We start from the raw sequence: 12,675 nt of genomic DNA, 5'->3' as shown, positions 1-12,675 counted from the left end.
GGAGGGGGATGGCCGGCGGCCATCCCCCTCCCTCGTTTCGTCCGTGCCTACAGGGCGACGCCGAGCAGCGCGTCGACCGTGCGGGAGGCGAGACCGGGGGCGGCCTCGTCGTCGCCGCCGTCCGCCTCCTGGCGGGCGGCCCAGCGGTCGACCGCGGCGAGCGCGGCCGGGGTGTCGAGGTCGTCGGCGAGCGCCTCGCGGACCTCCTCGACCAGGGCGTCGGCGGACGGGCCGTCGGGCCGGGAGACCGCGGCGCGCCAGCGGCCGAGGCGGTCGACCGCGTCCTGGAGGACCTGGTCGGTCCACTCCCAGTCGGCGCGGTAGTGGTGGGCGAGGAGGGCGAGCCGGATGGCGGCCGGGTCGACGCCCTCACGGCGGAGCGCGGAGACGAAGACCAGGTTGCCCTTGGACTTGGACATCTTCTCGCCGTGCAGGGCGACCATGCCGGCGTGGACGTACGCCTTGGCCATGGGGAACTCGCCGGTGAGCGCCTGGGCGTGCGAGGCGCCCATCTCGTGGTGCGGGAAGATCAGGTCGGAGCCGCCGCCCTGCACGTCGAAGCCCATGCCGAGGTGGTCGAGGGCGATGGCGACGCACTCGATGTGCCAGCCGGGGCGGCCCGCGCCGAGGCTGCCGCCGTCCCAGCTCGGCTCGCCCTCGCGGGCGGCCATCCACAGCATCGGGTCGAGCGGGTTCTTCTTGCCGGGACGGTCGGGGTCGCCGCCGCGCTCGGCGGAGAGGTGCCGCATGAGCTCGGTGTCGTAGTGCGAGACCTCGCCGAAGTGCGGGTCGGCCTCGACGGAGAAGTAGATGTCGCCGTCGAGCTCGTAGGCGGCGCCGGAGTCCCGGAGCCGTTCGACCAGGGGGATGATGGACGGTATCGACTCGACCGCGCCGACGTAGTGGCGCGGCGGCAGCATCCGGAGGGCGGTCATGTCCTCGCGGAAGAGGGAGGTCTCGCGCTCGGCGAGGCCGACCCAGTCGATGCCGTCGCGGATCGCGCGCTCCAGGAGCGGGTCGTCCACGTCCGTGACGTTCTGGACGTAGTGCACCTGCCGCTTGGTGTCGAGCCACACGCGCTGGACGAGGTCGAACGCGTTGTAGGTCGCCGCGTGACCCATGTGGGTCGCGTCGTACGGCGTGATGCCGCAGACGTAGATACGGGCGACGGGACCGGGGGCGAGGGTCACTCGTCCGCCGGTCGCGGTGTCGTGGATCCGGAGGTCGCGGCCCTTGCCGGGAAGGGCGGGGACCTCGGAAGCGGGCCAGGCATGCATGACCCGAGCGTAACCGGACAGCCGTTTCGGATACGAACCGGATCCGGAATCTTGTCCGATCATGCGCTCTTGCGGGTGAGCGGCGTGTGTGCATACCCCCCAGGGGTGCGGGGAGCTCCTGGCGGGGGTGGCCGAAAACCGGCGGTTCCTAGACCGGCGGCCAGGGGATCGCGGGCCACTGCCCGGAGGGTTCCGGGTGCCGCCCGGAGGCCAGCAGGGCTTCGACCCGCTCCCGTACGGCGGACACCTCGGCGGCCGTGAGCAGTTCCCCCAGCCGGGTGGCGAGGGGCCCTCCGGGGGCCAGCGCGGCGCCGAGGCCGGTGAGGACCTCCGTGGCCTCCTGGGGCAGCTCCTGGCCCGCCCAGCCCCACAGCAGGGTGCGGAGCTTGTCGTCGACGTGGAAGGAGACGCCGTGGTCGATGCCGTACAGCCGGCCGTCGGGGGCGGGGAGCAGATGGCCGCCCTTGCGGTCGCCGTTGTTCATCACCGCGTCGAGGACGGCGAGGCGGCGCAGCCCGGGGGTGTCGGCGTGGACGAGGAGCGCGGTGCGGCCCTCCCCCACCTCGGCGGGGCCGACGGCCTTCCAGCCCTCGCCGGCCTCCTCGTCCTCGGTGAGGGCGAGCAGCCGGGCCTCCGGGTCGGCCTCGACCCAGAGCTGGACCATGCCCTCGCCGTAGGGGCCGTCACGCAGCACGGTGGGCGGGACGAGACCCCAGCCGGTGGCCTCGGAGAGCTCGTACGCGGCGACCTCGCGCTCGGCGAGGGTGCCGTCCGGGAAGTCCCACAGGGGGCGCTCCCCCGCGACCGGCTTGTAGACGCAGGCGGCCTCGCGGCCCTCGTGGGCGATCGTGCAGTAGAGCACCGCGTTGGACGCCTCGCGGACCTGCCCCCGGACGGTCAGCTCACCGCGGGCGAGCAGCTCGGTGTCCGGCGGGAACTCGGGGCTGCTGCTCATGCTCCGCGGCGGTATCCGTTCTGGCGGGGGCAGACGTGGCCCTCCGGGTCCAGCGGCAGGCTGCACAGCGGGCACGGCGGGCGGCCGGCGTTGACCACGTCCAGGGCCCGCTTGGCGAAGGCGCGGGCCTGGGCGCCGCTGAGGCGGACGCGGAGCATCGGCGGGCCGTTCTCCTCGTCCTGGAGCAGCCGCTCCTCGGCCGCGGCGAGGTCCTCCTCGGAGTCCGCGTCGAGCTCGACGAGGGCCTGGGCCTCGACGATCATGCGCTGCTCCTCGCCGTCCCAGGCGAGCGCCATGGTGCCGACCCGGAACTCCTCCTCTACGGGAGTGTCGAGGGGGGCGGTGTCGGCGATGTCGACGGGGGCCACGGCCGGGACCGGGGCGTTGCCGCCGGTGCGGCGCAGGACCTCGTCGAGGAGTTCGTCGATGCGCTCGGCGAGCGCGGCGACCTGGGTCTTCTCCAGGGCCACGCTGGTGACCCGGCCGGACGCGGACGCCTGGAGGAAGAACGTCCGGCGGCCAGGCAGCCCGACCGTACCGGCCACGAAACGCTCCGGCGGGTCGTAGAGGAACACCTGACGGGACACGCTTCCGGCTCCCTTGACTGTCGACTGTCGTACTGCAACGGCGAGTCCACCCTACTGCGCGGGAGGATCACGGTGCGCCCGCGCCGCCCCCCACCTCGGCCGTCCCACTGGTGTCGGGGGCCTCGCGGGGGGCGAGCGCGGCGAGGTCGCCGGTGTCGCCGAGGCGGACCAGGAAGGGGCGCAGCCGGGTGTAGCGGATCACGGTGAGCGAGCAGGGGTCGACGTGGATCCGCTGGAAGAGGTCGAGGTGGAGGCCGAGGGCGTCGGCGACGAGGGACTTGATGATGTCGCCGTGCGAGCAGAGGGCGTAGACGGCGTCCTCGCCGTGCTCGGCGTCGATCCGGGCGTTCCAGTCGCGGACCGCCTCGACGGCCCTGGCCTGCATGGCGCGCATGGACTCGCCGCCGGGGAAGGCGGCGGCGGAGGCGTGCGCCTGGACGATCTCCATCAGCGGTTCGTCGTTCAGTTCGCTGAGCTTGCGGCCCGACCAGTCGCCGTAGTCGCACTCGTTGACCCGCTCCTCGACGTGCAGCGGGAGCTCCGGGCGGGCGTCCAGAAGCGGCTGGAGGGTCTCGCGGCAGCGCTGGAGGGGGCTGGAGACGGCGGCGGCGAGCGGGATCCCGGCGAGCCGGGCGGGCAGCGCGGCGGCCTGGGCGGCCCCGCGCTCGTCGAGCGCGACACCCGGCGTGCGCCCGGCGAGCAGTCCGGAGGTGTTGGCGGTGGAGCGTCCGTGCCGGACGAGGATCAGCGTGGCCATGACGGCCAGCCTACGGCGCACGCGCGCGTGGAGGGCGGCGAGCGGGGACACGCGCGCGTGGGCGCTGAGAGCGGAGGCACGCGCGTGCGCGGGGGGTGCGCGGCGGGGCGGTGGGCACGCGGGCGTGCGGGGTGGGAGGGTCCGGGGGAGAATACGGCGCGTGATCGTCGACTCTGCCCTCTATCGCGACGGACGCCGGACGGATGGCACCGGCGACCTCTCCCAGGCCCTGGCCGAGGCCCGGGCCTCCGGCGACGCCTTCCTGTGGGTGGGTCTGTACGAGCCGTCGGAGGCCGAGTTCGACCATGTGGCCTCGGAGTTCGCGCTGCATCCGCTGGCCGTCGAGGACGCGCTGAAGGCGCATCAGCGGCCCAAGCTGGAGGTCTACGACGACTCGCTGTTCGTGGTGCTGAAGCCGGTGCTGTACGAGCCGGAGAGCGACCGGGTCTCCTCCGGGGAGCTGATGCTGTTCCTGGGCGACTCGTTCGTGGTGACGGTCCGGCACGGCGAGGGCGCGCCGCTGGCGGCCGTGCGCAAGCGTCTGGAGACCCATCCGGAGGTGCTGCGGCACGGTCCGACGGCGGTGCTGTACGCGGTGAGCGACGCGGTGGTGGACCACTACCTGGACGTGGCGGGCGAGCTCCAGGTGGACCTGGAGGAGCTGGAGGCCGACGTCTTCGCGCCGGGCGGGACCGGGACGGTGAACACGGCGGAGCGGATCTACACGGCGAAGCGGCAGGTGCTGGAGTTCCGGCGGGCGTCGGGGCCGCTGGCGGGGCCGATGGCCCGGCTGACGGCGGGCGCGGTGCCGTTCGTGCACGAGACCGCGCAGCCGTTCTTCCGGGACGTCAACGACCATCTGCTGCGGGCCAACGAGCAGGTGGAGGGGCTGGACCGGCTGCTGTCGGACGTGCTGTCGGCGCACCTGGCGCAGATGGGGGTGCGGCAGAACGACGACATGCGGAAGATCTCGGCGTGGGCGGCGATGGCCGCGGTGCCGACGATGGTGGCCGGGATCTACGGCATGAACTTCGACCACATGCCGGAGCTGCACTGGACGTGGGCGTACCCCGCGGTGATCCTGCTGATGGCCGGGATCGAACTGAGCCTGTACCGCCTGTTCAAGCGGCGCGGCTGGCTGTGAGCCGGCCGCGCCGCGGGCCGGGTCAGAAGGCCGGGGCGGGGGCGGCGGGGCCGCCGAGGGCGTCGAGCCGTTCCGGCATCCGCAGGCTGATCATCTTGTGCCAGCCGGCCGCGCGCTCGTAGGCGTACATGCCGTGGATGCCCGCGGCGAGCGCCGCGCCCTTGGCCTTCGGCCACTTCAGGATGCGGCCCATGTGGCCCATGACGGCGAGGCTGACGTCCCGGTAGATCTGGATCTCGGCGAGCGCCGACTCGCGCAACGTGGTCTGGATGAGGCGGCCGTGGCCGGCCCGGGCGAGCCGGAGCAGTTCCTCGTGGCAGTACGCGAGGTGGTTGGCCTCGTCGTTGTCGATCATGTGGATGGCCTTGCCCAGCTCCGGGTGGTCGCCGAAGTACGTGACGAGCATGTCCATCTGGTCGGCCGCGCGCTGCTCGGTGACCCGGCTGTGGGCGAGGTAGACGACGATGTCCCGCTCGGTCAGCGGCTCGTCGCCGCGGAGCTTCTCGTGGGCGAGGCCGATGCCGCGCTGTTCGAGGAGCATCGTGTAGTCGGTCTCGGGCGGGACGGGGACGGGTTCGAGGCCCCGCTTGCGCAGCAGCGCGTTGAAGATGCGCCCGTGCTTGTCCTCGTCGGCGCCGTGCCGGGTGATCTTCGGGGTGAGGTCCCGCATCGCGGGGGCGACGAGGGCGGCGATCCGGGCGTTCTCCCAGCCGCCCTGCGTCTCGCCGCTGGCGGCGATCGAGCAGAAGAGCCGGAACGCCTCGTCGTCGTCGATGATTTCCTGGAACAGGCTCTTGGCCGTGAGCATCGCTGCCACCTCCATGCGGACGACCGCACTCCGCGCGTCCGGGGAGACCGAGTCAAGTGCGGTCGGGGACGGCGGGCAACAGGAGGACGCCGCGATGTCGGCCGAAAGAGTGAGAGGCGGGGCCGTAACCGGGGGCGCGGTGACGCGTTGAAGGGCATGACGGCCGTGGCGGGGAAGACCCCCGAGCCCCCACCACGGCCGCAGAACGTTCCTCCGCTCCCCGCCCCTCCGGATGCCGCTCCCCTACGCCAGGCCGGCCCGCTCCAGGGCGTCGACGCCCGCGCGCAGGGCGGTGAGTCGCTCGTCGAGGGTGAAGCCGGCGGGGGCGAGGGTCAGGGTGGTGACACCGGCCTCGGCGTAGGCGGTCATGCGGTCCGCGATGCGGTCGACGGTGCCGAGCAGGGCGGTCTGGTCGATCAGGGAGCGCGGCACGGCCGCCGCGGCGCCCGCCTTGTCGCCGGCCAGGTACTTGTCCTGGATCTCGGCGGCCTCCTTCTCGTAGCCCATGCGCCGGGCGAGCTGGTTGTAGAAGTTCTGCTTGCGGCTGCCCATGCCGCCCACGTAGAGCGCGGTGTACGGGCGGAAGACGTCGGCGAGCGCGTCGACGTCCTCGCCGAGGGCGAGCGGCAGCGTGGGACAGACGTCGAAGCCGTCCATGGTCAGACCGGCCTTCGCGCGGCCCTCCCGCAGGGGACGCAGCGCCGTCTCCTCCAGGTGCTCGGCCGAGGGGAAGATCAGCAGGGCGCCGTCGGCGATCTCGCCGGTCTGTTCCAGGTTCTTCGGGCCGATCGCGGCGATGTACAGCGGGATGTGCTCGCGCTGCGGGTGGACGGTCAGCTTGATCGGCTTGCCCGGGCCGCCGGGCAGCGGCAGCGTCCAGTGCTCGCCCTCGTGCGTCAGGCGCTCGCGGGACATCGCCTTGCGGACGATCTCCACGTACTCGCGCGTGCGGGCGAGCGGCTTGTCGAACTTCACGCCGTACCAGCCCTCGGAGACCTGCGGGCCGGAGACGCCGAGGCCGAGGCGGAACCGGCCGCCGGAGAGCGAGTCCAGGGTGGCGGCGGTCATCGCCGTCATCGCGGGCTGGCGGGCCGGGATCTGCATGATCGCCGAGCCGACGTCGATCCGCTCCGTCTTCGCGGCGACCCAGGAGAGCACGGTCGGCGCGTCCGAGCCGTACGCCTCCGCCGCCCAGCAGACGTCGTAGCCGAGCCGGTCGGCCTCCTGGGCGACGGCGAGGTTGTCGCCGTCCATGCCGGCGCCCCAGTAGCCGAGGTTGATGCCGAGCCGCATTTCCACGCACCCCTTACCCATCGGTAACGTCTCTCGGTCCGGACTCTAGCGCGCCCTCCCCGCATCCGTCAGGAGCCGGACGCCACGCCGTCGTCCACAGGTTCTGTCCACAGGGTCTCTCCGCGTGGAGCCCTGGCCAGTAGTGTCCCGCCCATGGAGCAGAGGCATCTCGGACGTACCGGCCTGCGCGTCTCGCGCATCGGGCTCGGCACGCTCACCTGGGGGCGGGACACCGACGAGCACGACGCGGCCGAGCAGTTGAAGACGTTCTGGGACGCGGGCGGCACGCTCGTGGACACCGCCGACGTGTACGGCGGCGGCGAGGCGGAGTACCTCCTCGGGCGGCTCATGGAGCGGCTGGTTCCGCGGCGCGACCTGGTCCTGTCGACCAAGGCCGGCAGCGTCCCCGACCCGGACCGCCGCACCGACGGCTCGCGCGGCCATCTGCTCGCCGCGCTCGACGCCTCCCTCGCCCGGCTCGGCACGGACCACGTCGACCTGTGGCAGCTGCACGCCTACGACCCGTACACACCCCTGGAGGAGTCGCTCCAGGCCCTCGACATCGCGGTACGCAGCGGCCGGGCGCGGTACGCGGGCGTGGCGAACTTCTGCGGCTGGCAGCTCGCCAAGGCGGGCACCTGGCAGCTGGCCGGCGACCGCACCCGGATCGCCGGGGCGCAGCTGGAGTACTCGCTGCTCCAGCGGGGCGTCGAGCGGGAGGTGCTGCCCGCCGCCGTCGACCTCGGCATAGGGCTGCTGCCGTCCTCCCCGCTGGGCCGCGGGGTGCTCACCGGCAAGTACCGCGGCGGCACCCCGGCCGACTCCCGGGGCGCGTCGGAGGCGCTGGCGCCGTTCGTGGAGCCGTACCTCGACGAGGCCGCGAGCCGGATCGTGGAGGCGGTCAGCACCGCCGCCGACGGGCTCGCCACGAGCCCGCTGCACGTGGCGCTCGCCTGGGTCAGGGACCGGCCAGGCGTCACCGCGCCGATCATCGGCGCGCGCACGGCGCGCCAGCTCACGGCCGCGCTGTCGGTGGAGGGCCTTAGTCTTCCTGACGAGATCTGCCGGGCTTTGGACGATGTGTCCGCGCCCGTGCACCGCTATCCGGATCACGACTGGAGCACCTTGTGACCGAGCCTTCCGGGGAGACCGCGCCCGAGGCACCCGAGGACGTGACGCCCGCCGCCGAGGCCGCTGACCTCCCCGAGTCGTCGGACGCCTCCGAGTCCCCCGAGTCCCCCGACGCCCCTGAGTCGGCCGAGACCGCCGAAGCCTCCGAGGCCGCCGACGCCTCCAAGGAGGAGGCGCCGGAGGTGAGCGAGGCGCAGGCGGAGCTGGCGGCGCAGCGGGAGCTGCGGGCCAGGATCGAGGCGCGGAAGGCCGAGAAGTCCGGGACCGTGGAGAGCGGGGCCAAGCTCAGCGGCACGGCCGCCGACCTGCTCGCCGCCGTGCGGGCCGTCGAGGGCGGCTCCGCGTCCGGCGGCGCCTTCTACGAGCCCGCGCCCGAGCCCCCGCGCGCGCCCCGGCCGCCCGAGACCACCGTCCGTCCCGCCCCCGCGGCCCCGCTCGCGCCCACGGCCGGCGCGCTGGCCGGGGTCCGCGAGGTGCTGGCCCGCGGCGGCGCGCCCGAGGCGCTGGCCGGGCAGGTCGCCGCCGCGCTCGGCGAGCAGGCCGCCGAGGCCCTGGCGGAGGACCCGTGGCGGCTGCTGGCCGTCGCCGGAGTGCGGCCGGAGCAGGCCGACGGCTTCGCGCGGGCGCTGCTCGGCAGCGCCTGCGGTCCGGACGATCCGCGCCGGGCCGTCGCCCTGACCGTGTGGCTGCTGGACCGGGCCGCGCTCCAGGGCCACACCGCGCTCACCCTCGACGAAGTGGCCGCCGGGCTCTCCCGGCACGAGGTCCCCGACCCGGAGAAGGCCGTCGGCACGGCGATCTCCGAGGGCGCCGTCCTAGTCTTCCAGGAGGAGGACGCGGAGGAGGCCGGCGTACCGGAGGAGTTCGAGGATTCCGAGGAGGGCGCGGAGCCCGAGGAGGACGGCGGGAGCGAGGAAGGCCCTGCGGAGCCCCCGCTGCTCGGTCTCGACCGGTACGCGCTGGCCGAGGAGAGCCTCGCGGACGGTCTGGCCCGGCTGGTGCGCACGGTCACCGCCGAGGAGTGGGAAGGCGGCGAGCTGGAGCGGGCCGCCGGCGGCCACGGTCTGGTGCTGCACACCGGCGGCGAGGCCGCCCGCGCCGAGCCGCTGGCGCTGGCCGCCGCCGCCCGGGAGCGCGGCCTGCGCGTCCTGGTCACCGTGCACGACGCCGAGCGCCTGGGCGACGAGGAGCGGGCCGCCGGGACGGCGGTGACGCTCGCCGCGCTGCTCTCCGGGACGGCCGGACCGGGCCGGGACGAGGAGGGCTCGCTCGCCCTGGACCTGCTGGTGGTGCTCGACGCGCCGCAGCTGGACGTGGAGACGGGCGCGATGCTCGTCGAGGCCCTCCCGGACGGCTGTCGGCTGGTCCTCAGCGGCGATCCGGACGTCCTCGGGTCGGCCGGTCCCGGCGCGGTGTTCGCCGACGCGCTCGCCGCCCGCGTCTGCCCCCGGGTGGCCTCCCGCCGCCCCGACCCCGGCCCGCTGGGCGAGCTGGTCTCCGGGATCGGCATCGGTGAGCTGAACCAGGTCGAGGCCCCCGGCAAGGAGGTCGTCATCGTCCCCGTGCGGGACGCCGGGGAGGCCGTGCACCGCACGGTCCAGCTGGTCGCGGACTCGGTGCCGCGCGCCTTCGGTCTCTCCGCCGGGGAGACCCGGGTGATCACGGTCGGCCACGGCGGCTCGGCCGGGACGCGCGCGCTCAACACCGCCCTGAAGCAGCGGCTGAACCCCGGCCCCGGCCGCTTCGGCGGCTACGACCCGGGCGACCGGGTGGCGTACGCACCGGCGCCCGGGCGGACGGTGACCGGCACGGTCCTCGGGGCCGACGCCGAGGGCCTGCGGCTGAGCACTGGGGACGGCGAGGTCGTCGTGCCGAAGGAGCGGGTGGAGTCGGCGCTGCGGCACGGCTGGGCGCTGACGGCGCACCAGGCGGCCGGCGGCCGGTGGCCCGCGGTGGTCGTGGTGCTGCCGGGCGACGCGGCGCCGGGCCTGAGCCGGCCCTGGGTCTACACGGCCTTCGGCCGGGCGGAGCGTCATCTGTCGGTCGTGCACGGGGTGGACCAGGCGCTGCCCCGGTCGGTGGCCGAGGTTCTCGCCCCCGCGCGGACGACGCGGCTGCGGCCGCTCCTGACCGCCCTCCTGGCCGCCACCGACGAGGCGTGAGGGCTCCCGCCACCCGCGGGGAGTGAGGGCTGCCGCTTAGCGCGACGCCGGAGGGCCGGGACATCGCCGTCGATGTCCCGGCCCTCCGGCGTCCTCCCCGCGCGCGTCAGCGGTCGGCGCCCCCGCGGACCTCTCCGCCGGCCGCCTCGGTCTCCCGCTTGTCCTCCACGCCGTCCAGGTGATCCGCGTCGTCCTCGTCGTCGAAGACGGAGCTGATGTCGAAGCGGCAGACGATCCGCTCCGGGTCGGCCTGCTCGAAGGGCGCCGCCAGCCACTCCCCCGGTTCCGGGGACTCCCCGGCGGCGGTGACCCAGAGCGTGGAGTCGCCCTCCTCCAGGCCGAACTCCTTGTGCCGGGAGGCGATCTCGTCGGGTTCGTACTCCCCGAAGAGGACGCCGAGCGCGGCGGCGGTGCCGTGCGGCCCGTCCTCGTCGTGGTCGAGGTCGGCGACGCGCCGGGCCTGCGCCACCAGCCGGCGCGGCTCGGCCACGGCGTAGTCACGCCGGATCAGGACGCTCAGGGCGTGCGGTTCGTCAGGTCCGGCGTAGGGCGGCAGCCCGTCGTCGGCCCCGGGGATCTCGAAGGGGGTCACCTCGTCGTAGCGGTCGTAGAGGAGTTCGTCGTAGGTCTCGGCGGCCGCGGCGAGCGCGTTGAACGCCTCGTACACCGCCGTGTCGTCGTCCCCCGTGCGGCGTTCGACCGCCTCGAGGTGACGGTCCAGTGCGGTCTTGACCGCCTCTGCGGCGGCACGTACCTCGGCAGCGGTGGGCTGCGCAGCATCAGACATGGGACAGACGCTATCCGTACCAGGCCGGTGCCCGCACAATAGATGCGATGCCGGAATACGAATTTGTCGACGTGTACGTGCCGCGTGGACTCTCCCGCAAGGAGACCGCGCGGCTTCTGACCGATCATGCCGAGTACGGACACTGGGAGTTGGACCGGCTGGTCCTGCGGAGGGACGGGAGCCGCAGAGTGCGGCTGAAGCGCCGGATCATCCGTCAGATCCGCGCCACCTGGTGACGGACGCGAAAGGGGCCCCGCACGGCGCGGGGCCCCTTCGCGTTCCGGCCGGTCCGGATCAGGCGCCGCGGCGCGAGCGGCGGTAGACCAGCGAGCCGGCGAGGAGCATCCCCGCGGCGGCCGGCACGATCAGGCCGAGCGGCGCGGACGACCCGGTCTCGGCGAGCTCGTCCGACGACGAGGCCGGCGGCGGCGTGAGCTGCGCCCCGGGCTGGTTCGACCCACCGTCCGAGCTGGGCGGCACACCGGGCGAGCCGGGGGTACCGGGAGTGCCGGGAGTCCCCGGCGTACCAGGAGTCCCCGGGGTTCCGGGAGTGCCCGGGGTGCCCGGCGTACCGGGAGTCCCCGGCGTACCAGGAGTGCCGGGGGTACCGGGCGTACCAGGGGTCCCCGGAGTACCGGGAGTCCCCGGCGTACCAGGGGTCCCCGGGGTACCGGGGGTGCCCGGGGTTCCAGGAGTGCCGGGGGTGCCGGGCGTGCCGGGGGTCTCCGGCTCCTCGCCGTAGCCGCCGGGCTCCTCGCCGTACCCACCCGGCTCCTCGCCGTATCCGGTGTCGGGGTTCTGCCCGTTGGCGCAGTCGTTGCCCGTGGTGGGGTTGCCGAGGCCGACGCCCGTGACGTTGTTGCCGCAGACGTTCACGGGCGCTTCGACGGGTACGACCACGGTGTTGCCGGAGGCTACGCCCGGGGAGTCGCTCGCGTGCGCGCCGCCTCCCGCGCCGGGGCGGGCCTGCGCGGGGATGTTGGCGCAGGTGTTGCCCATCGCCGGGTTGAGCACCCCGACGACGTTCACGGTGTTGCCGCAGGCGTTGACCGGGGCGTGGACGGGGACCTGGACGCTGTTCCCGGACGCGACGCCGGGTGAGTTCGTGGCCGAGCCGCTCGCACCGGAATCCGCCTGCGCGATGCCGCCGCCGAGCGCGAAGACGCCTCCGGCCGCCGCGACGGTGATGATGCTCTTGCGCGTGACCTGTCGCATAGCTTGCTTACCTGCCTTCTCGGCAATTCGCCTGATCGGCGTGGGATGAGGGCCACCGGGCCCGTGCCCGGGGCGGAATCGCCACCGGCCCCGGAGTGCATGGCACGCACTCCGGGGCCGGACGGCTCACGCCCTCAAGGGGCGGGGCACAACGTCAGGCGTTGACGCAGGTGTTGCCGAAGGCGGGGTTCAGCAGGCCGATCACGGACACCGTGTTGCCGCAGACGTTCACGGGAACGTGAACCGGGACCTGCACGACGTTGCCCGAGAGGACACCGGGGGAACCGATGGCCGCACCCTGGGCACCCGCGTCGGCGACGGCCATGCCCGCGCCCGCGAGAACGAGACCGCCGGTGGCAGCCGCAGCAGCGACGACCTTCTTGATCATTATTCCTCCTAGTTGACAATGCGGCCCCAGCCGCGGACCGCAACACCTGTAACGAGGGGGAAGGGAGGGGGCTACGAGCCCCCGGGGTCATTCACTCTTTCCGGTCACGATCAAACGCGCTGCCGAATACGGGGGCCCGCCGGCCCCCGGTCGGCACGCGCCGGTCCCCCG

The 12,675-nt window shown here is 74.1% G+C and carries 13 protein-coding genes; 4 read left to right on the top strand and 9 right to left on the bottom strand.

Features of this window, described 5'->3' with window-relative positions:
• Positions 1-47: 47 nt before the first annotated feature.
• From mshC to ACFXMG_RS20845, 4 genes are all read right to left on the bottom strand, one after another.
• Complete coding sequence (gene mshC, locus ACFXMG_RS20860; RefSeq protein WP_383830661.1) at positions 48-1,277, bottom strand: cysteine--1-D-myo-inosityl 2-amino-2-deoxy-alpha-D-glucopyranoside ligase; 1,230 nt, start codon at positions 1,275-1,277, stop codon at positions 48-50.
• A 148-nt stretch (positions 1,278-1,425) separates the two neighbouring features.
• A complete protein-coding gene (locus tag ACFXMG_RS20855) occupies positions 1,426-2,232 on the bottom strand; it encodes an SCO1664 family protein (RefSeq protein WP_383830658.1) in 807 nt (268 codons plus the stop codon).
• Entirely contained in the window at positions 2,229-2,819 is a 591-nt protein-coding gene (locus ACFXMG_RS20850) for a DUF3090 domain-containing protein (RefSeq protein WP_383830656.1), read from the bottom strand. The genes ACFXMG_RS20855 and ACFXMG_RS20850 overlap by 4 nt, the downstream gene beginning before the upstream one ends.
• A gap of 67 nt (positions 2,820-2,886) precedes the next feature.
• Positions 2,887-3,576: a histidine phosphatase family protein gene (locus tag ACFXMG_RS20845; RefSeq protein WP_383830653.1), complete on the bottom strand. Its 690-nt coding sequence runs from the start codon at positions 3,574-3,576 to the stop codon at positions 2,887-2,889.
• 151 nt (positions 3,577-3,727) lie between these two features.
• Here ACFXMG_RS20845 and corA point away from each other — a divergent pair, with 151 nt between their 5' ends.
• The gene (corA, locus tag ACFXMG_RS20840; RefSeq protein ID WP_383830664.1) at positions 3,728-4,720 is read left to right on the top strand and encodes a magnesium/cobalt transporter CorA; all 993 of its coding nucleotides are present in this window, start codon (positions 3,728-3,730) and stop codon (positions 4,718-4,720) included.
• Between the two features lie 22 nt (positions 4,721-4,742).
• On the opposite strand, the gene ACFXMG_RS20835 is transcribed toward corA, so the two are convergent.
• Both ACFXMG_RS20835 and ACFXMG_RS20830 read right to left on the bottom strand, forming a co-directional pair.
• Complete coding sequence (locus tag ACFXMG_RS20835; protein WP_383830651.1) at positions 4,743-5,528, bottom strand: ferritin-like domain-containing protein; 786 nt, start codon at positions 5,526-5,528, stop codon at positions 4,743-4,745.
• 243 nt (positions 5,529-5,771) lie between these two features.
• Entirely contained in the window at positions 5,772-6,821 is a 1,050-nt protein-coding gene (locus ACFXMG_RS20830) for an LLM class F420-dependent oxidoreductase (RefSeq protein WP_383830648.1), read from the bottom strand.
• Positions 6,822-6,974: 153 nt separating this feature from the next.
• On the opposite strand from ACFXMG_RS20830, the gene ACFXMG_RS20825 reads away from it, so the two are divergent.
• Positions 6,975-7,952: an aldo/keto reductase gene (locus tag ACFXMG_RS20825; protein WP_383830645.1), complete on the top strand. Its 978-nt coding sequence runs from the start codon at positions 6,975-6,977 to the stop codon at positions 7,950-7,952.
• Positions 7,949-10,114, top strand: a complete 2,166-nt coding sequence (locus tag ACFXMG_RS20820) for a helix-hairpin-helix domain-containing protein (protein WP_383830642.1) — start codon at positions 7,949-7,951, stop codon at positions 10,112-10,114. The genes ACFXMG_RS20825 and ACFXMG_RS20820 overlap by 4 nt, the downstream gene beginning before the upstream one ends.
• Before the next feature lie 106 nt (positions 10,115-10,220).
• Here ACFXMG_RS20820 and ACFXMG_RS20815 read toward each other — a convergent pair whose 3' ends face one another.
• Entirely contained in the window at positions 10,221-10,901 is a 681-nt protein-coding gene (locus tag ACFXMG_RS20815) for a hypothetical protein (protein WP_383818200.1), read from the bottom strand.
• Positions 10,902-10,948: 47 nt separating this feature from the next.
• On the opposite strand from ACFXMG_RS20815, the gene ACFXMG_RS20810 reads away from it, so the two are divergent.
• The gene (locus tag ACFXMG_RS20810; RefSeq protein WP_383818201.1) at positions 10,949-11,137 is read left to right on the top strand and encodes a DUF5703 family protein; all 189 of its coding nucleotides are present in this window, start codon (positions 10,949-10,951) and stop codon (positions 11,135-11,137) included.
• Positions 11,138-11,195: 58 nt separating this feature from the next.
• On the opposite strand, the gene ACFXMG_RS20805 is transcribed toward ACFXMG_RS20810, so the two are convergent.
• Together ACFXMG_RS20805 and chpH are read right to left on the bottom strand one after the other, a co-directional pair.
• Positions 11,196-12,116, bottom strand: a complete 921-nt coding sequence (locus ACFXMG_RS20805; protein ID WP_383818203.1) for a chaplin — start codon at positions 12,114-12,116, stop codon at positions 11,196-11,198.
• Positions 12,117-12,270: 154 nt separating this feature from the next.
• Positions 12,271-12,504: a chaplin ChpH gene (chpH, locus tag ACFXMG_RS20800; protein WP_015032475.1), complete on the bottom strand. Its 234-nt coding sequence runs from the start codon at positions 12,502-12,504 to the stop codon at positions 12,271-12,273.
• Positions 12,505-12,675 lie beyond the last annotated feature (171 nt).

This window comes from Streptomyces sp. NPDC059201 (assembly GCF_042754585.1).
In the GTDB taxonomy this organism is placed as follows: Bacteria; Actinomycetota; Actinomycetes; order Streptomycetales; family Streptomycetaceae; genus Streptomyces.
Note: the sequence above shows the minus strand (reverse complement) of the source record. Positions and strands in the feature narration are given on the sequence as shown.